Source organism: Methylobacterium sp. NPDC097929, assembly GCF_049543375.1.
GTDB lineage: Bacteria > Pseudomonadota > Alphaproteobacteria > Rhizobiales > Beijerinckiaceae > Methylobacterium.
This window is the reverse complement of record NZ_JBMVEP010000005.1, coordinates 1-23491: the sequence shown is the minus strand read 5'-3', so window position 1 is coordinate 23491 and position 23491 is coordinate 1. Positions and strand designations below refer to the sequence as shown.

Below are 23491 nucleotides of genomic sequence, written 5' to 3'. Positions count from 1 at the left end.
CAGGGCGGAATCTTCCCAGCCATGCCGGTGACGGATCGCTCGCTTCACCGTTGACGGGGGCGGGCCGAATGCCCGTATGAAGCCCGTCCGCCCCAGTCCTCGTGCGAGAAGCCGCGTCCTCCCTTGAGCCGTCCGTCTTGAGCCGCCTGCGAAAAGTTCTCGACGTGACGGGGCTGGCCGCGCAGCGCTTCGTCGCCCATGACGGCTGGGCGATCGCCAGCCACATCGCGCTGTCGATGCTGACCTCGCTGTTCCCGTTCCTGATCCTGCTCGCGGCGCTCGCCGGCCTGATCGGCACCAAGTCGCTGGCCGACGAGGCGGGCACGCTGATCTTCGACGCGGTGCCGCGGGAGGTGGCCAAGCCCATCGTCGGCGAGGTGCACCGGCTGCTCACCGAGCAGCGCGGGGGCGTGCTGACGCTGGGCGCCCTGCTCGCGCTCTACTTCTCCTCCTCGGGCGTCGAATCCCTGCGGGTCGGGCTCAACCGGGCCTACGGCATCCGCGAGATGCGGCCCTGGTGGCTCACCCGGCTCGAATCGATCGGCTACGTGGTCTGCGGCGCCTTCGCGATGCTGGCCTTCGCGCTGCTCGTGGTGCTGGGGCCGCTGATCTGGCGCCAGCTCGTCTTCGTGGCGCCGGGACTGGAGCCCCTGGGGCTCACGGTCGCCATCGGCCGCATCGGGGTGACGGCGGTCTTGATCGGGCTGGTGCTGATCATCGCCCACAAATTCGTGGCCGCCGGGCGGCGCGCGGTTCTCTCGGTGCTGCCGGGCATCGCCGTGACGCTGGTGCTCTGGTTCCTGGCCGGCCTCGGCTTCGGCTTCTACCTCGACCGCTTCTCGAACGCCTACGCCTCGACCTACGGGGGCCTCGCCACGGCGATGGTGTTCCTCGTCTTCCTCTACTGGCTCGCGGCGATGTTCCTGTTCGGGGGCGAGGTGAACGGCACGGTCATCGCGGCCCGGCGCCAGCGTCTTCAGGCGCGGATGCGGGCGCGTCAGGCGGAGGCCGCGCGCCAGAGCGGGGAGTCGCCTCCGAAGCCCGCGCCGAATCCCCTCCCGAACCCCCTCCCATGACCTTGCGCTCGCGGGCGAGTTCCGCGAGCCGCTCGATCCGGATGCCGCGGGGCGGCAGGTCGATCAGGAAGCGCTCGGCGATCTCGGCGAGCACGAAATCCGGCCGGACGCCTTCGAGGTAGTGCCAGTCGATGCCCGTCGACCAGAGGAAATGCACCTCCCGGAAGCGGTCGGCGAAGAGCGCGGTCAGCGTGGCGACGGGGCTGTGGGCGGTGTGCTGCGCGTAGGAATCGCCGAAGATCACGAGCCGGCGCGGATCGGCGCCGGGATCGTCGTTGCGAAACACCGCGTGCGTGCCGAGATGGGCGTCCCCGCCGCGCCCGAGCGCCTCCATCTCGGTCAGGAGGCCGTTGGCGTAGGTCCGCCGGGCGCCGCTCGAGAAGGCGCTGCCCGGTGCGATCTCCGTGCGGTGGGGGCCGAACTTGCGGCCGAGATCGCCCGAGAACGGGACCGGGCCGGCCTCGCGCCGGGCCTCGAGATCGGCGCGCGGCGTCATACCCATCCGCGCCAGGATGGCCCGGTGGGCGATGTCGCAGCCGCGATGGGTCCAGTGGGTGTCGGTGCGCAGGTAGAGCGGCGGGCCGTCGCGCGCCGCCCGCAGCGGCCCGACGAGATCGACCCAGGCGCGGGCGCCGGGCGAGCCCGTCAGCCAACGGGCCAGCCGCAGGGCGGGGGCGCGGGCCGGGTCGAAGGCCAGCCCCTCTGCGAGATCGGGATAGATCGTCAGCTTCTCGGGCGCGACGGCGTGCAGGTAGAGCGCGCCGAGCCGGGCGCAGGCGCGCCAGCGTGTCTCGATGATCCGGCGCCAGCGCCAGAGCGTCCTGCGGGAGACGCCCGGCCGGCCGTACTGCTCCAGCACGCGGTTGTTGCCGCGGGTCAGGAAGAGCCAGCCGTCCCGTCCCTCGTACAGGTCGTCGGCCGGATCGGGGGGGGAGGTCATGGGCTGGTTCTAGCGGGGGAGCGGGCCACCGCCAAACCCTCCCCCCTCCGCGACGGAGGGGGCCCGCTCCAGCGGGCGGGAGAGGGGAGCGACGCTTCCGGACAAGGCGGAGCCGGCCCCTCACCCGACCCCCTTCGGGGGCCACCCTCTCCCGCGGAAGGGGAGAGGGATAGGCTGCGTCTTCTACCCGCCGAACAGACGCCTGAGGCCGGCCAGCAGGCCGCCGCTGCGCGCGGGCTCCGGCTGCGCCGTCTCGGAGGCGACCGGCGCCGGAGCGGAGGCCTTGGCCGAGGCGACCACCGTCTGGACGAGGCCGAGCGCGGCCGTGTCCGTGGTCTCGCGATCGATCAGGATCAGGCTGCCGGTGTCGCGGTTCTCGACATACGGATCCACGGCGATCTGCCGGTCGAGCGTCAGGGTCACGTCGCCGATGTCGTTGACCGCGAGTTTGTCGGCCGGGCCGGCCTGTCCGGTCTCGGGGTCGATCCGGCGGTGGACCGCCTTCACCACGGCGTTGACGGTCTGCGTGCCGACCTTGGCCCAGAGGCTCGAACCGGGGGCGAGTTCGGTCTCGGCGGCCCAGAACAGGCGCACGTCGAGGCTGTCGGTCAGCGTCAGGGCTGCGTCCGAGGTGGCGATCACGGCACCGCGGGAGGCGTCGATCTCGTCGGCGAGCACCAGCGTGACCGACTGACCCTCGCTCGCCCGCTCCAGATCGCCGTCGGCGGTGAAGATGCGGGCGATGGTCGAGGACTTGCCCGACGGCGCGACCGTGACGGCGTCGCCCGGCGCGATGGAGCCCGAGGCGATCAGGCCGGAAAAGCCGCGAAAGTCGGAATTCGGGCGGTTCACCCACTGCACCGGCATGCGGAAGGCGGCGGCGCGCTCCTCCGACTTCACCGGCACCTCTTCGAGGTAGCGCAGCAGCGGCACGCCCGCGTACCAGGTCGCGGCGGTGCCCGGCAGCACGACGTTGTCGCCGTTCTTGGCCGAGAGCGGGATCGCCCGCACCTCGGAGAAGTTCAGCGGCGCGGCGAAGTCCTGGAAACCCGAGACGATGGCGTCGAACTTGTCCTGCGACCAGCCGACGAGATCCATCTTGTTGATGGCGAGCGCGACCCGGTGGATGCCGAGAAGCGAGACGAGCAGCGCGTGGCGCCGGGTCTGGCGGGTCAGCCCGTGGCGGGCATCGACCAGGATCACGGCGACGTCCGCGGTCGAGGCGCCGGTGGCCATGTTGCGGGTGTACTGCTCGTGGCCGGGGGTGTCGGCCACGATGAAGGAGCGCCGCTCGGTCGAGAAGAAGCGGTAGGCGACATCGATGGTGATGCCCTGCTCGCGCTCGGCCTGGAGGCCGTCCACCAGCAGCGCGAGATCGACCTCGCCGCCCTGGGTGCCGTGCTTGCGCGAGTCGCGCTGCAGCGCCGTCACCTGATCGTCGAAGATCTGCTTGGTGTCGTGCAGCAGCCGCCCGATCAGGGTGGACTTGCCGTCATCGACCGAGCCGCAGGTGATGAAGCGCAAGACCTCCTTGTTCTGGTGCTGACGCAGGAAGGCGTCGTAGCCGAACGCTTCCGGGGACTGATGGATCGTCATCAGAAATAGCCCTCCTGCTTCTTGCGCTCCATGGCGCCGGCGCCGTCCTTGTCGATCACCCGGCCCTGGCGCTCCGAGGTGCGCGCGGCCAGCGTCTCGCCGATGATCTCCGGCAGGGTCGCGGCCGGGCTCTCGACCGCGCCGGTGAGCGGGTAGCAGCCGAGCGTGCGGAAGCGGACGTTGCGCAGTTCCGGCGTCTCGCCCGCCTCAAGCGGCAGGCGCTCGTCATCGACCATGATGAGCTGGCCGTCGCGCGCCACCACAGGCCGCTCGGCGGCGAAGTAGAGCGGCACGATCGGAATGTTTTCCTGCTCGATGTAGAGCCAGATATCGAGCTCGGTCCAGTTGGACAGCGGGAACACACGAAAACTCTCGCCGCGCCGCTTCTTGAAATTGTAGAGGTGCCACGGCTCGGCGCGCTGGCGCTTGGGGTCCCAGCGGTGCTGCGCGTTGCGAAGTGAGATGATGCGCTCCTTGGCCCGGCTCGCCTCCTCGTCGCGGCGCGCGCCGCCGAAGGCCGCGTCGAACTTGTGCGTGTCGAGCGCCTGCCGCAGGGCCTGCGTCTTCATCACGTCGGTGTGCACTTCCGAGCCGTGGCTGACCGGGCCGATGCCCCTCGCGAGCCCGTCGGGGTTGGTGTGCACGATGAGTTCGAGGCCGAGCTCCTTCACGCGCCGATCGCGGAAGGCGATCATCTCCCGGAACTTCCAGGTCGTGTCGATGTGCATCAGGGGGAACGGCAGGCGTCCCGGTGCGAAAGCCTTGAGCGCCAGATGCAGCAGGACGGAGGAATCCTTGCCGATCGAGTAGAGCATCACCGGGTTCTCGGCCTCAGCGACCGCCTCCCGGAAGATGTGGATGCTCTCGGCCTCCAGACGCTGGAGATGCGTCAGGCGGGTGCGCGCGGGCGCGGCGACGGCGGCGCTCATCAAACCAGTTCCCTTCTCTGTTCGCGTGAGGTCGCGGCGCTCGCCGGCTCCTCGAAAGCGGCGGCTTCCTGCCCGGGAGCTACGTCCTTCGAGGCTTCTTCGCCTTCGGGGGCGTGCAGGTGCAGGCCGCACTCCCGCTTGGATTCCTGTTCCCACCACCAGCGGCCCGCGCGCTCGTCCTCGCCGATCTTCACGGCGCGGGTGCAGGGGGCGCAGCCGATCGAGGGGAAGCCGCGATCGTGCAGGGCGTTGTAGGGAATGAAGTTCTCGCGCACGAAGCGATCGATGTCGGCGCGCGACCAGTCGGCCAGCGGGTTGACCTTGATCAGCCCGCGGCCCTCGTCGGCCTCCGCCAGCGGCGTGTCGGCCCGGTTGGCCGACTGGCCGGCGCGCAGACCGGTGAACCACGCCGCCGCGCCGTCCAGCGCCCGACCCAGGGGCTCGACCTTGCGAAAGCCGCAGCAGGCCTGCCGCGCGGCCATCGAGTGGCGGAAGCCGTTGATGCCCTCGCGTGCCACGAAGTCCTCCTCGGCCACCCGCTCCGGCGCGTAGGCGCGGATGCGGATGCCGTAGGCGGCCTCCGTCTCGGTCCAGACATCGTAGGTCTCGGGGAAGAGCCGGCCGGTATCGAGGGTGACGATCTCGGTACGACCCTTGTGCAAGGCGAGCGCGTGCGTGAGCGCCTGATCCTCGATGCCGAGGCTGGTGGTGAAGACGAGCCGGCCGGGGATGCGGTCCTCCACGAGGCGGATGCGCCCGCGAAGATCCTGCCCCGCCATAGCTTCGGCGAGGTCCCGGGCCGCCCGGACGAGGGCAGCGGTCATGTGCGTAAAATCGGATTGCCTGCTTGTCGGAGTTCTGAAATGTTCGCTATAACGAACGCTGTCAAGGCGTCGGTGCCGCTGCGCACGCAATCCTGCGCTGCGGCGCGAATGACCCGGCAACGACCTTCAGGGCGGATCGTTGCCGGTAATAGAAAATATTCTTCTCAGTGAGGCGTTGTGCGGTCCGGCCTCCGGCGAGACCGTCACGGCGCGCGATCCTCGCTACGCGCTTCGGAGAGGCCCCTTGGATTCCATCGACCTGAAGATCCTCGCGCTCCTGCAGAAGGACGCCACGCTCTCCATCGCCGCCATCGGCGAGCAGGTCGGGCTGTCGCAGACCCCGTGCTGGAAGCGCATCCAGCGGTTGGAGGCCGACGGCGTGATCGACCGGCGCGTGGCCGTGCTCGACCCGGTGAAGCTGGGACTCGGCCTCACCGTCTTCGTCTCCATCGAGACGGCCGATCACTCCAAGGACTGGCTGGAGCGATTCGCGGACCGAATCGCGGCGATGCCGGAGGTGCTGGAATTCTACCGCATGGCCGGCGACGTCGATTACATGCTGCGCGTCGTGGTTGCCGACATGGCCGCCTACGACACCTTCTACAAGCACCTGATCGCGACGCTTCCTCTCAAGAACGTGACCTCGCGATTCGCGATGGAGAAGGTCAAATCCACCACCGCCCTGCCGCTGCCGGCACCCCCGCCGCGGGGACGGCCCGAGCCGCGTCTCTCGGTGGTTGGGGAATAATCTTCCTTTTTGCGTCGCAACAACGAACAATCTCTTCTCTTCTCCGGGCGTTCTTTAAAACGGACATTTCGCCGTTGACAGCGACGCCGCGGCAGACGACATGGCACCCACGATGTCCAGGCAAGCACTCCTCCCCCGCACCGCTCCCTTCGGAGATCAGGAACGGGCCCATCTCGACGCGGCGCTCGGCGCGGCGACGCCGATCCAGCGCGCGTGGCTCACGGGCTTTCTCGCGGGGCTCGACGCGGCCTCCGGCCAGCCCGCCGCGGCGGCGCCGGCCCCGGCCGCCCCACCGAAGGCGGCCGAGCCGCTGACGATCCTGTTCGCCTCCGAATCGGGCAATTCCGAAAAGCTCGCGAGCGACGTGAACAAGCTCGCGCGCAAGCAGGGCTTCAAGCCGAAGATCGTGGACTTCGCCGATCTCGACCTCGCCACGCTCCCCAAGGCCGGCAAGCTCATCGCCATCGCCGCCACCTGGGGCGAGGGCGAGCCACCGGCCCGCGCCGTGCGGGCCTACGGCGAGCTGATGGGGGAGGGCGCCCCTCGGCTGGACGGCGTCCAGTTCGGCGTGCTGGCTCTCGGCGACACGAGCTACGCCGAGTTCTGTGCCATCGGGAAGGCGCTCGACGCGCGCTTCGAGGCGCTGGGCGCCAAGCGCGCCGCGGACCGCGCCGATCTCGACCTCGATTTCGAGCGGCCGGCCGCCGACTGGATCAAGGGCGCGCTGAAGGCGCTGGCGCCGGCGGAAGTCCCGGCCGACAACGTCGTGGCGGTCGATTTCCGCGCCGGCACCGAGGACGAGGACGGCGAGGTCAGCCGCGAGCCGGTGGTGGTCGAGGTGATCGACCACGTGAACCTCAATTCCTCCCGCTCCGACAAGGAGACGATCCACCTCGCCCTCGAGTTCGAGGACGGCGCACCGGCCTACGAACCCGGCGATTCCCTCGAGATCTACCCGGAGAACGACCCGCAGCTCGTGGACGAGATCCTGCGCGCCACGGGGCTCAGCGGCGACGAGGCCTTGCGCCGGGCGCTGCTGGCCGAGCGCGACATCACCACGCTCTCGCCCACCACGGTCGAGCGCTTCGCCAAGGCCACGGGCCACGCGGATGCGCAAAAGTTCGTCGAGAGCGGCGAGGTGAAGGCCTGGATCGAGGGGCGCCACCTGATCGACCTGATCGAGCGCTTCCCGACCGCGCTGACCGCCGAGCACCTCAACACCGTGACCCGGCCGCTGCCGCCGCGGGCCTACTCCATCGCCTCCTCGCGCAAGGAAGTCGGCGACGAGGTGCATCTCACCATCGCCGCCGTGCGCTACGAGACCCACGGCCGTGCCCGCTCCGGCGTCGCCTCGGTGCACGTGGCCGACCGCATCGCCAACGGCGCCAAGCTGCGGGTGCGGGTGAAGCCGAACAAGCATTTCCGCCTGCCTTCCGATCCGGCGACCGACATCATCATGGTCGGCCCCGGCACCGGCGTGGCGCCGTTCCGCGCCTTCGTGCAGGAGCGCCGCGCGTCGGCAGCGCCCGGCCGCTCGTGGCTGTTCTTCGGCGACCGGCACTTCACCCACGACTTCCTGTACCAGCTCGAATGGCAGGACGCGCTGGAGGACGGCTCGCTGGCCAAGATCGACGTGGCCTTCTCCCGGGACCAGCCGGAGAAGATCTACGTGCAGGACCGGATCGACGCACATGCCGCCGCGGTGGTGGAATGGCTCGACGGCGGCGCCCACTTCTACGTCTGCGGCGACGCCAAGAACATGGCCAAGGACGTGCGCGCCGCCGTGGTGCGTGCCTTCGAGAGCGTGAAGGGTCTGAGCAGCGCCGATGCCGAGGCGCATGTCGCCTCGCTGGAGCGCGCCCGGCGCTACCAGCAGGACGTTTACTGAAGACGCTGCGTCCCCCTCTCCCCGCTGCGGGAGAGGGTGGCCCCGAAGGGGTCGGGTGAGGGGCACCCGGCTTCCGGAGATTTCACGGCGAGCGCGGCCACGCTGCACCGTCGCTCCCCTCTCCCGCCTGCTCCGCAGGCACCCTCCCCCGCAGAGGGGGGAGGGTCGAAGCTATCGGATCACCGCCATGGACGACCACAAGCCGATCGACACCCCTGATGGCCCCGCCGTGGACACGCCCGGCATCGGCGCGCGCCGCTACGAGACGCCGCCGACCGACCGCCCGATCACGGATGCGGAGGCCGCCCGTGCCGCGGGGCTCGCCCATAACGAGCACCTGAAGATCGCCAGCGGCTACCTGCGCGGCGGGCTGGCCGACGGGCTCCTCAAGCACGCCACCGGCGCGATCTCCGAGGATGACGGCCAGCTCGTCAAGTTCCACGGCATGTACATGCAGGACGACCGGGACATCCGGGCGGAGCGCACCAAGAAGAAGCTCGAGAAGGCCTACAGCTTCATGATCCGCCTGCGCATCGCGGGCGGCGTCGTGACGCCCAAGCAGTGGCTGATCCTCGACGACATCGCCACGACCTATGCCGGCAGCGCCCTGCGCGCGACCACGCGCCAGACCTTCCAGTATCACGGCGTCATCAAGTCGAACCTCAAGCGCACCATGGCGGCGATCGACGCGGCGCTGCTCGACACCATCGCCGCCTGCGGCGACGTCAACCGCAACGTCATGGCCGCGACGAACCCGGCCCAGGCCGGCGCCCACAAGGCCGCGCTCCAGCTCGCCAAGGACATCTCCGACACGCTGCTGCCGAAGACCGGCGCGTGGCGCGAGATCTGGCTCGACGGCGAGCGCGTGATCGGCGGCGAGGACGCGGCCGAGGTCGAGCCGGTCTACGGCAAGACCTACCTGCCGCGGAAGTTCAAGACCGTGGTGGCGGTGCCGCCCTCCAACGAGGTCGACATCTTCGCCCACGACCTCGGTTTCATCGCCATCCTCGATAAGAAGAACCGGGTCACGGGCTGGAACGTCACCGTCGGCGGCGGCATGGGCATGACCCACGGCGAGACCGACACGTTTCCGCGCACCGCCGACGTGCTCGGCTTCGTGAAGCCCGAGGACGCGCTGAAGGCGGCGGAAGCCGTGATGACGGTTCAGCGCGACTGGGGCAACCGCAAGAACCGCAAGAACGCCCGGCTCAAGTACACGATCGAGCGCTTCGGCCTCGACGCCTTCCGGGAAGAGGTCGGAAAGCGCATCGGCAAGCCGCTGGCTGAGCCTAAGCCCTTCACCTTCGAGGGCAACGGCGACCGCTACGGCTGGGTCGAGGGCGAGGATGGGCGCCACCACCTCACGCTCTACGTGCCGTCGGGCCGCATCAAGGACATCGACGGGGGCCCGCAATTCCTCTCGGGCCTGCGCCGCATCGCAGGGGTGCACGAGGGCGATTTCCGCCTCACCGGCAACCAGAACGTCATCATCGCCAACGTGCCGGCGGACAAGCGCGCCGAGATCGATGCGCTCGTCGACGAGTACGGCCTGACCCGGGGTGCTTCGGCGATCCGGCGCAGCTCGCTCGCCTGCGTCGCGCTGCCGACCTGCGGTCTGGCCCTGGCCGAGAGCGAGCGCTACCTGCCCGATCTCCTCACCGAGTTGGAGGAGAGCCTCGCCCGGCACGGCCTGCAGGACAAGGAGATCACGATCCGCTCCACCGGCTGCCCGAATGGCTGCGCCCGGCCCTTCGTCTCCGAGATCGGCCTCGTCGGCCGCGGCCCCGAGCGCTACCACCTCTATCTCGGCGCCGCCTTCGACGGCTCCCGCCTGAGCAAGCTCTACCGCGAGGACGTCACGGCGAGCGAGATCAAGGACACGCTGGAGCCCTTGTTTGCCGCCTATGCCAAGGATCGGCAGCCGGGCGAGCATTTCGGTGACTTCGTGATCCGGGCGGGCTTCGTGGCCAAGACCGGCAACGGTCCGGACTTCCACGAGCGCACGGGGCCGTTGCGGGCGGCCTGAAGCCGGCATCCGCCTCCCACTGGTGGGAGGCGGACGTTGTGGTATCGTCAAGCCCATGCAAGACGAGTCCGCCTCTCCGCGCGTGGCAAGGCCCGACCCGACCCACGTATCGGTGGAGCCGCGCGACGGACAATGGGTCGTCAGGCGGGCCGGAGCCGCGCGCCAGGGCGATATCTATGCCACGCAGGACGAGGCGATCCGCGCCGCCCGGGCGCTGACACGTCCGGAGGGCGGGCAACTCCTCATCAAGGACGCGAAAGGCCACGTTCACGAGAGCTTCACACTCGGCCGGCTGGCCTTCGAGAAGATCAGCGCCGTCGAAGGCATCCGGCTCAGCAGGGCCATGAAGCGGGATCTGCGCCGTTCGGCTGAAGCCGCTACGCCCGACGCCGCGCGGCGGATGCTGGCGGAAAAGTACGGCAGCACGACCGGCTGACACCGGGTGTACGACGTCGAGGACGAGACGTACTGCTACCCCGGCACGTCCGTCCTTAAGAATCTTGCCGGCCTGCGCTCCCAGTCCGGCCTCGATCGTTTCGAGGCCGTGATGACGGCACAGCGCTTCGAGGAGCCGCTTCCTCCAGGTCGCCTGACCGTCGCGCATTTCCGGGCGATTCACCGCCACATCTTTCAGGATGTCTACCCTTGGGCGGGACGCTTCAGAACCGTCCGGATGCGCAAGGGCTTCAGCCCGTTCTGCTATCCCGAGCACATCTCCCGCGAGATGGCCCATCTCTTCGCGCGCCTTGGGGCGGCGAAGAACCTGTCGGGGCTGGAGGCCCCGGCTTTTGCCGAGCAGGCGGCCGCGTTTCTCGCGACGCTCAACGCGATCCATCCGTTTCGCGACGGAAACGGTCGCGCCCAGACGGCTTTCCTTCTGCTGATCGCGAGCCGAGCCGGACACCCGCTGAACATGCACCGTTTCGATCCCGAAGCCTTTCGCTGGTCCATGGTCGCGAGTTTCGACGGGGATGAGGAACGACTTCGCGCGCAGATCCTGGCGGTGGCCTCACGCTTCTGAGGGGTAGGGCGCCTCAGGCCGGCACCACCGCCACGTTGTCGATGAGCCGCGTCCTGCCGAGATAGGCGGCCACGAGCACCCGCGCCTCCCGCTCGGCCCGTGCGACGGGCTGGAGCGTCTGTGCGTCGCGCACCTCCAGATACTGCACCGGGCCGAAGCCCGCCGCCGTCAGCGCCGCGATTCCCTCGGCGACGAGCGGCCCCGCCTCCGCGCCGCGGGCGAGGCGCTCGGCGATGTCGGCGAGCAGCGCGTGCAGGCGGGGGGCGAGCGCGCGCTCGCGCGGGTCGAGGTAGCGGTTGCGCGAGGAGAGGGCGAGGCCGTCCGTCTCGCGCAAGGTCGGCACGCCCTCGATCGTCACGGGCAGGTCGAGGTCGCGGGTCACCGCGCGGATCACCTGCAATTGCTGGAAATCCTTCTCGCCGAACAGGGCGATGTCGGGCCGGACTTGGTTGATCAGCTTGGTCACCACGGTGGCGACCCCGGAGAAGTGCCCGGGCCGGAAGCGACCGCACAGGCCCTCCGCCGCCGGGCCGGGCTCGATGCGGGTCGAGAAGCCCACCGGGTACATGGTCTCTACGCTGGGAAGCCACGCCGCGTCGGCGCCCACCTGCGACAGGAGCGCGAGATCGGCCTGCGTGTCGCGCGGATACCGCGAAAAATCCTCGGTCGGGCCGAACTGGGTCGGGTTCACGAAAATGCTGACGATCGCCCGCCGGCCGATCGCCTTGGCATGCGTCACGAGGGCGAGGTGGCCCGCATGCAGCGCGCCCATGGTCGGCACCAGCACGATCCGGTCGCCGCCCCGGCGCCACGCGTCGACCCGCGCGCGCAAGGGTTCGAGGGTGTCGAAGCGGAGGGTGGTGTCGGACATGGGGCTGCTCGCGGAGTGACGATGCGCGCGGCACAGGTAGGCCCGCTTTCCTCCCGGCGCCAGCGCAACGGGCCGACGACGTGGGGGATCAGGGACAGTAGCGCAGGGGCCGACCGAACGGGTCGTCGGTGCCGAGCCCCGGCCGGAATCCGTAATAGCTCGGCTTGCCCAGGCCGTAGGCCGAGCCGACATAACTCGGATCGTCGGGGGCGTCGGTCGGCACCGGGGCGATCCGCGGCGCGCATCCGGCGAGACGCCGGGGAAGGGGACGGGGCGGCCGGTCGACGATCGCCTCGCCGTCGCCGCGGGGAAAGAAGCGCGGGGCCGAGGGCGGCAGCGGAGCGGCCGTCCCGAACTCCGACAGGTCCGCTGCCGGAACCGGTGCGCCGAGGACGGAGGTGAGGGCAAGGGCGAGGAGGGCACCGCGTGCCCGCTGCCAACCGCCCGTCATCGCAAGGAGCCTCCCGCCGATCCCGAGGAAAAAGCCTGGCAGCGGATGGTGAACGAAACCTTACCGCGCCCTGCGCTCACCCGCGCGGATAGACGATCACCGAGAGGTAGGTCATCGGCGTCCGCAGCAGCTTGGCCGGCCCGTGCAGGCCGTTCGAGTCGAACATCAGCGCGTCGCCGGGCTCCAGGTGATAGTCCTGGCCGGAATGGTGGTAGAGCACCTCGCCGCTCAGCATGTAGATGAACTCCGTGCCGACATGCCGGAAGCTCGTATAGGCTTCCGCCTCGGTCTCCAGCGTGATGAGGTAGGGCTCCACCACCACGTCGCCGCGGATGCCGGCGCCGAGCAGTTCGTAGAGATGGCCGACCTTGGTGCCCCGCCGCTCGATCGGCACGCCCTGGCCGCGCTTCACGTAGCTGCAGTCGCGGGTCTCCTCGAAGGCGGCGAAGAGCGCCGTGATCGGCACGTTCAGGGCCGAGGCGATCGAATTGATCGAGGCGAGCGAGGGCGAGATCGCGCCGTTCTCGATCTTGGAGATCATGCCCGGCGAGATGCCGGCCGCGGCGCCGAGATCGGCCACCGAGAGGTCGCGCTCCCGTCGCAGCAGGCGAACCTGATGACCCAAGGCCTTTTCGAGCGGACGTTCCTCGACGGCGGGCGCGTTCGACGCGGTGCTGAGCATGGATCCCTGGCTGCCTCCTCGCACCGTGCGGTGCACACCCATTATGACGCGGGTTTTCGCAGGCGCCACCGGGACGAAGCGGCCAGGGCAGCGGCACACCGTCCACCGCCGGCGCCGCAAGCCCGTTCGGGGGCCGCCCGGCGAGCGCAGACCACGCAAAGGTCGGGCGGACACGGATGCGAGGGCCGATCCCGCCTGTTTCGGATGGGGAGGATGAGCCTGACGCGAAAGTCGAAATCATCCACAGATCGACGGGTAAGCGTGTGGCTCACGTGCAACGAGGGTTGGGAATGAATAATAATTTGTAATTATTCCAGTTATGAAGTCGTGTTTGGCCGGAGAAGTTTCATTCGTTTGGACAGTGATTTGTGTTGTTTGCAGCGTCTAGCCTGGAAAGCGTCTAACGTGCTGCGGAACTTGCATGATCGAGGCAATTCCGTCTGGTCTTCATCGGTCGTTGCAAGAGATGGGAAGACCGGTGGGCGAGAGGACCGATGCCATGCAGGGGATATCGGTCGATGCCCTCTACCGTCACGAGGGCCTGAAACTGCGGCGCTTGCTCGCGAGGCTGCTCGATAATCCGGCGGATGCCGCCGATGCGAGCCAGGAAACCTATCTGCGCATGGTCGCCGCGCTCTCGCGCACGAGCGTCGAGCATCCGACGGCTCTGCTCTTCCGCATCGCCACCAACGTCGCCCTGCGGATGCGCAACCGACGCCGTCTGGAAAACAGCCTGTTCTCGCCCAAGACCGATCTCGAATGGGAGGAGATCGCCGACGGCTACGCCCTCCCGGAGCGGGAGACGATCGCCCGACAGGAGTTGAGGCGCCTCGCGCAGGCCGTCGACGAATTGCCTCCCCGCTGCCGCGAAGTCTTCCTGCTCAGCCGCTTCGACGGTCTGGCGAACGGCGAGATCGCCACGCGTCTCGGCATCTCGCGCAACATGGTCGAGAAGCACATCATCCGGGCCCTCCTGCACTGTCGGCGCAGCCGCCTCGATCTTTTTTGAGCGGACGGGATCAGGAGAACGGCCCCTCGTTGATCTATGAGGAGCAGGAGAAAGCTGCGCCGATCCGGCCGCGGCGGGCACGGAGGGCGTGGGCGTGGCCGGCGGCGAGGAGGCGGAGGGAGAGAGCGGCGAGGACCCGATCTACGAGGCCGCCGCCGCCTGGGTCGCGCGGCTCTCCTCTTCCGACGTGACCGCCTCCGAGCGCGACCGCTTCGAGCATTGGCGGGCGGCCGACCCGGCCCATGACGCGGCCTATGCGGAGATGGACGCACTCTGGCGCCGGCTCGGGCATCTGCCCGATCCCCGCCCGCGCCGGGGCGGCGCGAAGACGCTGGCGGGCCTCGTCCTCGCGCTGCTGCTCGGGGGCGCCCTGGCCTCGCAATCGCCGCTCCTCGACCGGCTGCGCGCCGACCACTGGAGCGGCGTCGGCGCGATCGAGCGCGCGACGCTCGCCGACGGCAGCCGCGTCGATCTCAACACCGATACGGCGATCGCCCTGCGTTTCAGCGAGGGGGAGCGCCGCGTCGAACTCCTGCGCGGCGAGGCGAGCTTCGACGTCGCGCCCGATGCCGGCCGGCCCTTCGTCGTGCGGGGACCCGGCTTGAGCGTGCACGCGATCGGCACCCGCTTCTTCGTGCGCGCGGACAGCGCGAGCAGCCCGGTCGGCGTGGCCGAGGGGCGGGTCGCCGTCTCGGCCGCGGGCCGCCACGCGGTGGTCTCGGCCGGCGAGGCCGTCCGGATCGGCGCCGACGCGTCCCTCAGCGTGGCTTCGGCGGACGTGGAGCGGGCGATGGCCTGGCGCGAGGACCGGCTTCTCTTTTCCGGCGAGCCGCTCGCGCGCGTCCTGGCCGAACTCGGGCGCTATCGCCACGGTCGAATCCTTCTGCTCGACCGGCGCTTCGGCGAGCGGCGCGTGACCGGCGCCTTCGATCCCCGCAACACCGACGAGGCGCTCGACGCGATCGCCGCGACCATGGGCGTGCGCATCCGCCGGCTCTCGCCCCTGCTGGTCCTGGTCGGGTCGCCCGTGTGAGCGCCCTCCGAAAAAGTTCGCGTCCGGACGTCAGGAGACGGCGCTCCCGTTGATCTTAGTCGGTGAGAGGCCAGAGAGCGCGAAGCGCGCCGCGCCTCCCGACGGATCGATGGGGCTTTGACATGGCGGCGCAGCGGCGCGGGTTTTCACACAGGCGGTTGACGGTGTTCGCCCTGGCCGGCGTCTCGCTCGGGGTGATGGCGCAGGCCGCGACCGCCCAGTCCGCGCCCGCCCAGGCCGCGCCCGCGAAACGTGGCCTGGACGCCGTCTCCCCGGCCGTGCCGACGGCGCTGACGGACGGCCGACACCGCCGTCTCAGCATCCCCAGCGGCTCGCTGGAGACCGGCCTCGTGGCCTTCACCGAGCAGGCCGGCGTCAAGCTCGTCTACCCGACCGAACTGACCGCGCGGCTGGAGACGCAAGGGATCGACGGCACCTTCTCGCCCGTCGAGGCGCTGACCAAGCTCCTGGAGGGCACTGGCCTGACCTATCGACCGGCGGGCGCCTCGACCATCACGCTGGTCAATCCGCGCTACGTCCAGCTCGGCGCGGAGCCGGCGGGGGCGGTGACGCTCGACGAGCTGCACGTTCAGGGGCAGGCGACGCGACAGGGCCGCGCCGCCGCCGCCGCCGGCCTGCCGCCGCCCACCGGAACGGTCGGACAGCCGCCCGTCCCCTATGCCGGCGGCCAAGTCGGCTCGGGAACCCGGGTCGGCTTCCTCGGCAACCGCTCCGTCCTGAAGACGCCCTTCAACATCACGGGCTACACGGAAAAGCTGATCGAGGACCAGCAGGCGGTGTCGCTCGCCGACGTCGTGCTGAACAACCCCTCGGTGCGCAACGACGCGCCGCCCTACAGCGAGCGCGATTCCTACTTCATCCGCGGTTTCTCGGTCACCAACCTCGACACCGCCTTCGACGGCCTGTTCTACCTCGCCAACCCACGGCGCAGCTTCACGGAGGGCCTTGAGCGCGTCGAGATCCTGCTGGGGCCGTCCGCGCTCCTGAGCGGCGGCACCGGCCGCGTCGGCGGCACGATCAATCTCATCCCCAAGCGCGCCTACGACGAGCCGTTCGCCCGGCTCACCACGACCTATCTCAGCGATGCGCAGATCTGGACGCATGCCGACCTGAGCCGCCGCTTCGGCGACTTCAAGGAATGGGGCGTGCGCTTCAACGGCGCCTACCGCACCGGCGCCACGCCGCTCGACAACAACGCGATCGAGGTGGGCGTCGCGGCGCTCGGCCTCGACTATCGCGGCGACCGCTTCCGCGCCTCGCTCGACATGACCCACTCGACGCAGAACGTCACGGCGCCGACCTCGCTGTTCAACGCGGTCGCCCCGGGCATTCCGATCCCCCGCGCCCCGAACAACCGGCGCAACACCGCGAACCCGTTCGAGTACAACGACAGCCGCTACGGCATGATCGCGGGCCGGGCCGAGTACGACGTCCTGCCCGACACGACGGTCTACATCGCCGGCGGCGCCAGCCGCTACAACGAGGACTTCCTCACCTCGAACTATCGCGTGACGAGCGTGACCGGGCAGGCGACCAACCTGCTCGCGATCCAGCCCCAGGAGATCCAGGGCCTAAGCGGCGAGGTGGGCCTGCGCACCCGCTTCCGCACCGGCTTCCTCGACCATCAGGTGAACATCGCCGCCGTCGAGGCGAACAACAAGAACTTCCGCAGCGGCTTCGTCCCGCCCGTCTTCACGCCCTACACGATCAACATCTACAATCCGACCTACCTGCCGACCGGATCCGTTCCGACGATCGGGCTTCCCCGCTCGGCCGCGCAGCCGCTCTTCGCGCAGCTCTCCGCGCGCAGCGTGGCCATCGCCGACACCCTCTCGTTCTTCGGCGACGACCGTTTCCTGCTGACGCTGGGGGGGCGCTACCAGGAGATCGACCAGCAGGGCTACGCCACCCGTCCGGGACTGGACCAGGGGAGAGTTACCTCGAACTATCGGGAGGGCCGCTTCAGCCCGGCCATCACCTTCGTGCTGAGCCCGTTCGACAACCTGTCGTTCTACGGCAATTTCATCGAGTCGCTCGACCCCGTCGCCGGCCCGCCCGCCACGGCGCGGAATGCCAACGAGATCTTCGCGCCGGCGGTCGGGCGGCAGAAGGAAATCGGCGTCAAGTACGATTTCGGCACCGTCGCGGCCACGGCCTCGCTGTTCGAGATCGAGCTGCCGAGCGCCTTCACCGATCCCGCGACCAACATCTACTCGGTCAGCGCCCGTCAGCGGAACCGCGGCGTCGAACTCAACGTGTTCGGCGAGGTCGTCCCGGGCCTGCGGCTCCTCGGCGGCGTCACCTTCATCGACGCGGAACTGGTCCGGGCTGCGAATCCGCTGGCCAACGGCAAGGCGGCGCCCGGCGTGCCCGACACGGCCTTCAACCTCTACGCCGAGTACGACCTGCCGCCTTGGCTGGCGCCGGGCCTGACCCTGACCGGCCGGGCGATCTACACCAGCAGTATGTTCTACGATCAGACCAACACCCAGTCGGTGCCGGACTGGACGCGCTTCGATGCGGGCCTGCGCTACACCACCGTGGGCGCGAACGGGAAGCCGGTCGTCCTGCGCGCCTTCGTCCAGAACCTTCTGGACGATTCCTACTGGGCCTCGGCCGCCCGCGGCTTCCTGGCCGTCGGCGCGCCGCGCACCTTCATCGTCTCCGCATCGGTCGACTTCTGATCCTTCTCGCAACCCCCGTCGCTGCGCGTACGGAGCCGAAACGAAAGCAGGCCCGCGGTCTCCCGCGGGCCTGTCGTGCTTCCGGCATCGGGGCCGGAGACGATCCGCCGTCGCGAACATAGAGCGATTTCCGAGCGCGTTGGGACGGGGGGCGTTTGGAGGCGTTGCCGGGTGAAGGAGTTGCCGATGCCTTCACCGTTGTCCCTGGATCTGCGTGAGCGTGTCGTGGCGGCTGTGGCCGCGGGCGCCTCCTCCCATCAGGTCGCGGCGCGCTTCGGGGGCGGCGTATCGAGTGCCAGCCGCTGGGTGGAGCGCTTCCGCCGGGAGGGCCGGATCGCCGCCAAGCCATCGGGAGGCGACCACGCCTCGCACCGCATCGAGGCGCAGGCCGAGCTGATCCTGTCCCTGTGCCGGGAGCAGCCGGAGATCTTCCTGCGCGAACTGCGCGATGCCTTAACTGAGCGAGGCGTGCAGCCCTGTTTGCCGCCCTCGACATCCTCCACGGCAGCGTGATCGGCCGCTGCATGCAACGCCACCGGAACGGTGCGTTCATCCCCTTCCTCAACGCCGTCGAAGCCGCCGTGCCGGCCGGCAAGACGATCCACGCGATCCTCGACAACGACGCCGCCCACAAGCACCCGAAGGTGCGCGCGTGGCTGGTGCGTCATCCGCGCTGGACCTTCCACTTCACCCCGACCTCCGTTTCCTGGCTCAACGCGGTCGAGGGCTTCCTCTCCGCCCTGACCCGCCGCCGTCTGCGGCGCGGCACCTTCACCGGCGTCGTCGATCTTCAGGCCGCCATCAATCGCTACATCGCCGAGCACAACAGCCGCGCCCGGCCCTTCACTTGGACCAAGCCGGCTGCGGGAATCGTCAGGGCCGTCAGCAGACTTCCGTGAATCCTCCGTCTACGTCAGTCCACTAGCCTCAAAGCTTTGGCGACGCTAAGTAGGAAACCCGGAACATCTGGATGTCGCGGCCCTGCTCGAACCACGTGTACCCAGTCAGGCCGACGCCCGCGAGGGCGGCGACCTCCTCCCGCCGCAGGCCCGGCATACGGCGCCGGCCGGTCGTAGGAAAGCCGACCTCGACGGCCACACCCCCAACGCAGACGCTGTTCGCCGACCACCTCAAAGCATCCACGATAGACTCGAACGACGCAATGCTTTGTGCATTCTTAATTTCGACGTATTCCAAGAGTATGAGGTTATAAAACTCTGAGAATTTGCCTCAAAATCCATGAAGGGCAGAGCTTGGTGTTGTCACGGAAGAATGTATTAATATTCAACCCTCACGGTGTGCCATGAAGATTGGAATATTCGGAGCTGGTGGGTTTGGAAGAGAAGTTCTTCCAGAAATAAGAGCGGCTAACCCTAATGCAGACATTGCGTTCGTTGTTGATATAGTCACGAAGGAAGATAATACTATCAATGGAATAAATGTAATTTCATTGGAGCAGGCTATTAATCAGCGCAGGCACTTAAGTCTTGCGGTTGCAGATTGGCGAACCAGGGAGCGGATTTCAGGCGTTATGGAAGAGAATGGTGTCGCGCACTTTGATATGTTTGCCAAAAGTGCGATAATATACGATGCTGTTGATATTTCACCTGGGGCGATTTTGTGTGCAAACTCAATGATCACATCGAATGTGCGCATAGGCAAATGCTTTCACTCCAATATATATTCCTACGTTGCCCATGACTGTGTTATTGAAGATTATGTTACTTTTGCGCCAAGAGTCTGTTGCAATGGTAATGTTGTAGTAGGCAGAGGGGCGTATATCGGAACTGGTGCGGTACTAAAGCAAGGATCCTCCGCTTCCCCCTTGATGATTGGGGCGGGCGCTGTAATTGGCATGGGTGCCGTAGTAACTAAAAATGTTCCCGCGGGATGTGTAGTGGTAGGCAATCCAGCTCGACCAATCGACCGTAGTTAAATGAGTCGTTATAATAGGATAAAAATTCTCTTTTGGCAGAGCTGGCTAGGCTGGATAAATAGAAACGCAAGTAAAATTTCATTATTCTATAATACTAATTTTTGTAAAAATTTTTGAAAATTACAACCTCGAAGTGCGTCTTAACGGCGACTATACGATGACAGGTGGGGACTCGCGCATGAAAGACGTTTTCGAATGTATTTTATGTTGCGGCAGTGGCTACTATACAATAAATCGACGGGAATTATCAGCAGAGCCATTACTGCTGCTCTGCGATGTGCCCCGAGGGAGGGCCCCTAAAAACGAAGATAATGCACTTCCAAAGCGAATCGAGATGGATGTGGCGAAGATAGAGGCTGCTATAAATTATCCGAGAGTAGAACGACCTATTTTTAAGCACGAGGCAGGCAAGGGCAATGATACTTAAGTTGGCTAGGGCTATGGAAAATCATTTCTAGTCTTTGACAAGCCGGTGGTTGTGGCTGATGCAGGCGAAGAGGCGCTCGATATGCGCTGATCGCAATTCGGATTAAAACTGTGTCAGATGACTGCCAAGCGGTACGCACCATGGCTTCGCTGGCCCGCCTCAGACACTTAGTTTTCACCGTTCGCCTGCACCTTCATATGTCGCCCCAAGGCAACGCGGGTTGACCCATGACTCTGAGTATCAAATTTTGAGTTTTGATTTGTCAAACGCAGATATGCGAATTACAGTCGCATATCTGCGTTTGAAATTATAAGGTAGATTGATGTCTGAGGTGTTTATCTCTGTCTATGAAGACCAAAAGACGATTCTCGAACGAATCTCTGCCAAAGTGACGGATTATAATTGGCTCTGGAATGCTTGTAGAGCATCCAAGAGCCCGATTCAAGCATACGCTGAGCTTCGCAAAAATATTAATAGTGATCAGCCTTACTTCATAGGCACTCTTTCGACAGGTATACGCTTTGTAGGCGACGCAAGGGATTTTCCTTCTGCATGGCACGCAATCAATCCTGATGCGAATTCTGCACTAATCAAGCAAATGATTGATCATATCCCGCCCTCAGGGTGCGATGTGGTCGATATAGGTGCGAATATTGGCGTCGTTTCTGCAAGCGTCGCTATGCACCTCGAGGGTCGTGGAAACGTATTCGCATTCGAGCCATCTCCTTCAACATATGAACTTGCGGCGGCAACCATTGCTTTAAATGGCGTTGAAAATGTTATCCTAATTAAGTCTGCGGTTGGAAAACAGGAAGGATCTGTAAAATTTTTCGCCACCCCCGGGAATTCTGGAATATCCTCTTTATTAAATCATGGATTCAAATTTCTAAGTGAGCTGCAAGAGATAGAAGTGCCAATATGTCAAATTGACAACTTCTTCAAAGGACGCGAATCAAGCGTAGGCATCATGAAGATTGATGTTGAGGGCGCAGAAATTGACGTAATAGAGGGTGCATCGCAGTTTATATCAAATTCTCTCCCGCTTGTCATTTTCGAATACACTCCAGTTGCTGCGGTAAGTCATGGATGGACTGATATGGACGCAATTCGTTCTTTGAGCAAATCGGGAAGTTTTGACTTTTATGCTGTTAGCGAAGAAGCCGAGGGAGCTATTTTAAGCTTTCCACTTCCTGCGAATTGTATGGATCAGGTTAATGTTTTTTCAGTCCCCAGTTTCGGATCGACTAGAACCGATCCCGGTCATGTAGCGACGGCCAAGTCGTTGTTGTAGCCGGCGGCGGCGAGGCCGTCGCGGCACTCGTCCGGGGTGAAGCGGGTGAAGCCCTGCCGGATGTTGTCCCAAAATTCAGGCACGGTGCGGGCGGCTGCGGTCGGCAGCAGTGCTTTCAGCTTGGCGAAGATCGGCTCGATCGGATTGAAGTCTGGGCTCTATGGCGGGAGGTAGAGCAGCCTCGCCCAGGCGGCCTGGATGGTTTCGCGCACACCCGTCACCTTGTGGGCCTGCAGGTTGTCGAGGATGACGGTGTCGCCGGATCTGAGCACGGGCACGAGCGTGTCGGTGACGTAAGCCCGGTATCCGCTCGGCCGCTAGGTGTATGGTCCCGGGATGAGGTGTGACGGGTCGATCCTGAAGCGATTGGGCTCTTTCGTCCAGGCATTCAGGATGAACTCGGTGGGCGTCAGGCCCCGCAGGGTCTTGAGCCGACGAGCGTGATTGTAGGCATCGACGAACAGGTGCAGATGCGTTCGAAGCTGGTCGTGGCTGTCGTAGTGGTAGCGCTTGACCGTCGCGTCCTTGATCGTACGGTTCATCCGCTCGACCTGCCCGTTGGTCCAAGGATGGTTCACCTTGGTCAGCCGATGCTCGATGTCGTGCTCGTCGCAGACGCGGTCGAAGATGTGCTGGCTATCGTAGATGTCCTGCCGGCGTGATGTGAACTGAACGCCGTTGTCTGTGAGCACGGTGTGGATGCGGTAAGGCACCGCCTCGATGAAGTCGCGCAGGAACTGCGCTGCCTCCATCTTGCCGGCGCTCTCCACGAGCCGCACGAAGACAAACTTACTGGTTCGATCAATGGCCACGAACAGCCTGAGCTTGCCTTCAGCCGTACTCACCTCGGCGATGTCGACGTGCACATAGCCGATGGCGTAGGCCGCAAAGCGCTGCTTTTTGGGCTTGTCGCCGTCGATCTCAGGTAGGCGGCTGATGCCATGCCGTTCCAGGCAGCGATGCAGCGAGGATCGCGTCAGGTGCGGGATCGTCGGCTGCAAGCCATAGAGGCAGTCGTCAAGCGGCAGCAGGGTGTGCCGGCGGAAGGCGACAACGATCGCTTCCTCCTCGACGGTGAGCACGGTGGAGCGCGGTTCCTTGGGGCCCATCCGGGCATCCGCTGTGCTCGTCCGTTTGCGCCACTTCTGCACCGTCGTCGGGCTGACGCCGTAGCGCTTGGCCAGCGCTCTTACGCTCTCTTCACGTAGCTGGATCGCGCGACGGACTGCCTCCGTCGTGGTGGCGCTTCCATGGAGAACCTAGCCCATAGCCCATCCCTCGCAGCATGGTGGTCAACCGTACCACCACACCGCGGGATCAAACACCTAGGCAGCGCCGGATCGAGCCGGTGATCCCGACCCGCGCGGAGCAGTCGTGCCAACCCGACTTCGACAAGGCTGCCTACCGGGAGCGTAACATGATCGAGCGGCTGATCGGCCGGCTCTAGCAGTATCGCCGCAGCGCGACCCAATACGAAAAGCGGGCGCCCAACTACCTCGCCATGGTCACGCTTGGCATGACCATCCTTTGACTGACATGATTTTGCAGAGACGCCCTAGATAAGATGGCTGGGATCGTACTGGACGCGTTCATGATGTGTCTGCAACGTTCCATGATTGGATCGGTCGTAAGATCATGCAACTAATCCTGCAATAAATAGTTTACTGGGACTATATTTTTGGGAGGCAGCGCTCTCGATGTTCTAATTGAATATGAAATCAGGCTTCGAAAAGGCGGTGGTTGGCGACGCGTCCCAAATGCGTTGCCAGTGACCGCGTGTTGTCGTAACCGCACCACGGCATCAATCTTCCTGTCACATAGGCTGGAAGCGCGAGCAGGCAAAAATGGAGTGAAACCCGATGCGCATACTGGTGACGGGCGGCTGCGGTTTCATCGGCTCCGCCCTGGTGCTGCATCTGGTGCAGGACCTCGGCCACGAGGTGCTCACCCTCGACGCCCTGACCTACGCCGCCAACCCGATCTCGCTGCAGCCGCTGGCCGACGACCCGCGCCACCGCCTGGAGCAGGCCGACATCTG

The 23491-nt window shown here is 66.2% G+C and carries 19 protein-coding genes and 5 pseudogenes; 15 read left to right on the top strand and 9 right to left on the bottom strand.

Features of this window, described 5'->3' with window-relative positions; genetic code table 11:
• The first annotated feature begins 137 nt into the window (after positions 1-137).
• Positions 138-1076 (top strand): YihY/virulence factor BrkB family protein, encoded by a 939-nt coding sequence (locus ACPCJR_RS14105; protein ID WP_391515602.1) that lies wholly within the window; start codon positions 138-140, stop codon positions 1074-1076.
• A 418-nt stretch (positions 1077-1494) separates the two neighbouring features.
• Here ACPCJR_RS14105 and ACPCJR_RS14100 read toward each other — a convergent pair.
• The 4 genes and pseudogenes from ACPCJR_RS14100 to ACPCJR_RS14085 form a co-directional block, all read right to left on the bottom strand.
• Positions 1495-2016: pseudogene (locus ACPCJR_RS14100) on the bottom strand (alginate O-acetyltransferase AlgX-related protein); the annotation flags it as partial.
• A 183-nt stretch (positions 2017-2199) separates the two neighbouring features.
• On the bottom strand, positions 2200-3612 hold the full coding sequence (cysN, locus tag ACPCJR_RS14095) for a sulfate adenylyltransferase subunit CysN (protein WP_391515603.1): 1413 nt from the start codon (positions 3610-3612) through the stop codon (positions 2200-2202).
• Positions 3612-4541: a sulfate adenylyltransferase subunit CysD gene (gene cysD / locus ACPCJR_RS14090; protein ID WP_391515605.1), complete on the bottom strand. Its 930-nt coding sequence runs from the start codon at positions 4539-4541 to the stop codon at positions 3612-3614. Before cysD ends, cysN begins: the two co-directional genes overlap by 1 nt.
• Positions 4541-5365 carry a phosphoadenylyl-sulfate reductase gene (locus ACPCJR_RS14085; protein WP_391515606.1) on the bottom strand — a complete coding sequence of 275 codons (825 nt, stop codon included), beginning with the start codon at positions 5363-5365 and terminating at the stop codon, positions 4541-4543. The genes cysD and ACPCJR_RS14085 overlap by 1 nt, the downstream gene beginning before the upstream one ends.
• Before the next feature lie 244 nt (positions 5366-5609).
• On the opposite strand from ACPCJR_RS14085, the gene ACPCJR_RS14080 reads away from it, so the two are divergent.
• The 5 genes from ACPCJR_RS14080 (at position 5610) to ACPCJR_RS14060 (ending at position 11048) form a co-directional block, all read left to right on the top strand.
• Positions 5610-6113 (top strand): Lrp/AsnC family transcriptional regulator, encoded by a 504-nt coding sequence (locus ACPCJR_RS14080; protein WP_110351438.1) that lies wholly within the window; start codon positions 5610-5612, stop codon positions 6111-6113.
• Between the two features lie 112 nt (positions 6114-6225).
• Positions 6226-8001, top strand: coding sequence for a diflavin oxidoreductase (locus ACPCJR_RS14075; protein ID WP_391515608.1), 1776 nt, complete (start codon positions 6226-6228; stop codon positions 7999-8001).
• A 187-nt stretch (positions 8002-8188) separates the two neighbouring features.
• Entirely contained in the window at positions 8189-10027 is a 1839-nt protein-coding gene (locus tag ACPCJR_RS14070; RefSeq protein WP_391515610.1) for an NADPH-dependent assimilatory sulfite reductase hemoprotein subunit, read from the top strand.
• Positions 10028-10109: 82 nt separating this feature from the next.
• Complete coding sequence (locus tag ACPCJR_RS14065; protein ID WP_391515612.1) at positions 10110-10463, top strand: DUF2188 domain-containing protein; 354 nt, start codon at positions 10110-10112, stop codon at positions 10461-10463.
• Between the two features lie 6 nt (positions 10464-10469).
• The gene (locus tag ACPCJR_RS14060; RefSeq protein WP_391515614.1) at positions 10470-11048 is read left to right on the top strand and encodes a Fic/DOC family protein; all 579 of its coding nucleotides are present in this window, start codon (positions 10470-10472) and stop codon (positions 11046-11048) included.
• A gap of 13 nt (positions 11049-11061) precedes the next feature.
• On the opposite strand, the gene panC is transcribed toward ACPCJR_RS14060, so the two are convergent.
• The 3 genes from panC to ACPCJR_RS14045 form a co-directional block, all read right to left on the bottom strand.
• The gene (gene panC / locus ACPCJR_RS14055) at positions 11062-11919 is read right to left on the bottom strand and encodes a pantoate--beta-alanine ligase (protein ID WP_391515615.1); all 858 of its coding nucleotides are present in this window, start codon (positions 11917-11919) and stop codon (positions 11062-11064) included.
• An 88-nt stretch (positions 11920-12007) separates the two neighbouring features.
• Positions 12008-12370 (bottom strand): hypothetical protein, encoded by a 363-nt coding sequence (locus ACPCJR_RS14050; protein WP_391515617.1) that lies wholly within the window; start codon positions 12368-12370, stop codon positions 12008-12010.
• A gap of 76 nt (positions 12371-12446) precedes the next feature.
• Positions 12447-13052 carry a helix-turn-helix domain-containing protein gene (locus ACPCJR_RS14045; protein ID WP_110351433.1) on the bottom strand — a complete coding sequence of 202 codons (606 nt, stop codon included), beginning with the start codon at positions 13050-13052 and terminating at the stop codon, positions 12447-12449.
• Between the two features lie 499 nt (positions 13053-13551).
• Here ACPCJR_RS14045 and ACPCJR_RS14040 point away from each other — a divergent pair, with 499 nt between their 5' ends.
• From ACPCJR_RS14040 to ACPCJR_RS14010, 7 genes and pseudogenes are all read left to right on the top strand, one after another.
• Positions 13552-14061 (top strand): RNA polymerase sigma factor, encoded by a 510-nt coding sequence (locus ACPCJR_RS14040; RefSeq protein ID WP_391515619.1) that lies wholly within the window; start codon positions 13552-13554, stop codon positions 14059-14061.
• Positions 14062-14155: 94 nt separating this feature from the next.
• Positions 14156-15094 carry a FecR family protein gene (locus ACPCJR_RS14035; RefSeq protein ID WP_391515620.1) on the top strand — a complete coding sequence of 313 codons (939 nt, stop codon included), beginning with the start codon at positions 14156-14158 and terminating at the stop codon, positions 15092-15094.
• A gap of 158 nt (positions 15095-15252) precedes the next feature.
• Positions 15253-17799: a TonB-dependent siderophore receptor gene (locus ACPCJR_RS14030; protein WP_391515632.1), complete on the top strand. Its 2547-nt coding sequence runs from the start codon at positions 15253-15255 to the stop codon at positions 17797-17799.
• 186 nt (positions 17800-17985) lie between these two features.
• Positions 17986-18273 (top strand): annotated as a pseudogene (locus ACPCJR_RS14025) (helix-turn-helix domain-containing protein); the annotation flags it as partial.
• A gap of 2 nt (positions 18274-18275) precedes the next feature.
• Positions 18276-18698: pseudogene (locus tag ACPCJR_RS14020) on the top strand (transposase); the annotation flags it as partial.
• A 404-nt stretch (positions 18699-19102) separates the two neighbouring features.
• On the top strand, positions 19103-19735 hold the full coding sequence (locus ACPCJR_RS14015; RefSeq protein WP_391515622.1) for an acetyltransferase: 633 nt from the start codon (positions 19103-19105) through the stop codon (positions 19733-19735).
• A gap of 749 nt (positions 19736-20484) precedes the next feature.
• Positions 20485-21453, top strand: a complete 969-nt coding sequence (locus ACPCJR_RS14010; RefSeq protein ID WP_391515624.1) for an FkbM family methyltransferase — start codon at positions 20485-20487, stop codon at positions 21451-21453.
• On the opposite strand, the pseudogene ACPCJR_RS14005 reads toward ACPCJR_RS14010, so the two are convergent.
• Both ACPCJR_RS14005 and ACPCJR_RS14000 read right to left on the bottom strand, forming a co-directional pair.
• Positions 21423-21758: pseudogene (locus ACPCJR_RS14005) on the bottom strand (transposase); the annotation flags it as partial. The gene ACPCJR_RS14010 and the pseudogene ACPCJR_RS14005 sit on opposite strands and share 31 nt — an antisense overlap.
• Positions 21759-21770: 12 nt before the next feature.
• Complete coding sequence (locus ACPCJR_RS14000; protein ID WP_391515634.1) at positions 21771-22667, bottom strand: IS481 family transposase; 897 nt, start codon at positions 22665-22667, stop codon at positions 21771-21773.
• A gap of 113 nt (positions 22668-22780) precedes the next feature.
• Between ACPCJR_RS14000 and ACPCJR_RS13995 the strand changes: the two are divergent.
• Both ACPCJR_RS13995 and ACPCJR_RS13990 read left to right on the top strand, forming a co-directional pair.
• A pseudogene (locus ACPCJR_RS13995) lies at positions 22781-22984 on the top strand (IS5/IS1182 family transposase); the annotation flags it as partial.
• 328 nt (positions 22985-23312) lie between these two features.
• Positions 23313-23491, top strand: a 179-nt coding sequence (locus tag ACPCJR_RS13990) for an NAD-dependent epimerase/dehydratase family protein (protein WP_391514882.1), incomplete at its 3' end; no start/stop codon positions are given.

Bases quoted from the DNA above. Each gene is read 5' to 3' on its own strand.
- ACPCJR_RS14085 (WP_391515606.1), bottom strand. From the start codon at position 5,365: ATGACCGCTGCCCTCGTCCGGGCGGCCCGGGACCTCGCCGAAGCTATG.
- ACPCJR_RS14015 (WP_391515622.1), top strand. From the start codon at position 19,103: ATGAAGATTGGAATATTCGGAGCTGGTGGGTTTGGAAGAGAAGTTCTT.
- ACPCJR_RS14050 (WP_391515617.1), bottom strand. From the start codon at position 12,370: ATGACGGGCGGTTGGCAGCGGGCACGCGGTGCCCTCCTCGCCCTTGCC.
- panC (WP_391515615.1), bottom strand. From the start codon at position 11,919: ATGTCCGACACCACCCTCCGCTTCGACACCCTCGAACCCTTGCGCGCG.
- ACPCJR_RS14070 (WP_391515610.1), top strand. From the start codon at position 8,189: ATGGACGACCACAAGCCGATCGACACCCCTGATGGCCCCGCCGTGGAC.
- ACPCJR_RS14040 (WP_391515619.1), top strand. From the start codon at position 13,552: ATGCAGGGGATATCGGTCGATGCCCTCTACCGTCACGAGGGCCTGAAA.
- cysN (WP_391515603.1), bottom strand. From the start codon at position 3,612: ATGACGATCCATCAGTCCCCGGAAGCGTTCGGCTACGACGCCTTCCTG.
- ACPCJR_RS14045 (WP_110351433.1), bottom strand. From the start codon at position 13,052: ATGCTCAGCACCGCGTCGAACGCGCCCGCCGTCGAGGAACGTCCGCTC.
- ACPCJR_RS14010 (WP_391515624.1), top strand. From the start codon at position 20,485: ATGTCTGAGGTGTTTATCTCTGTCTATGAAGACCAAAAGACGATTCTC.
- cysD (WP_391515605.1), bottom strand. From the start codon at position 4,541: ATGAGCGCCGCCGTCGCCGCGCCCGCGCGCACCCGCCTGACGCATCTC.
- ACPCJR_RS14075 (WP_391515608.1), top strand. From the start codon at position 6,226: ATGTCCAGGCAAGCACTCCTCCCCCGCACCGCTCCCTTCGGAGATCAG.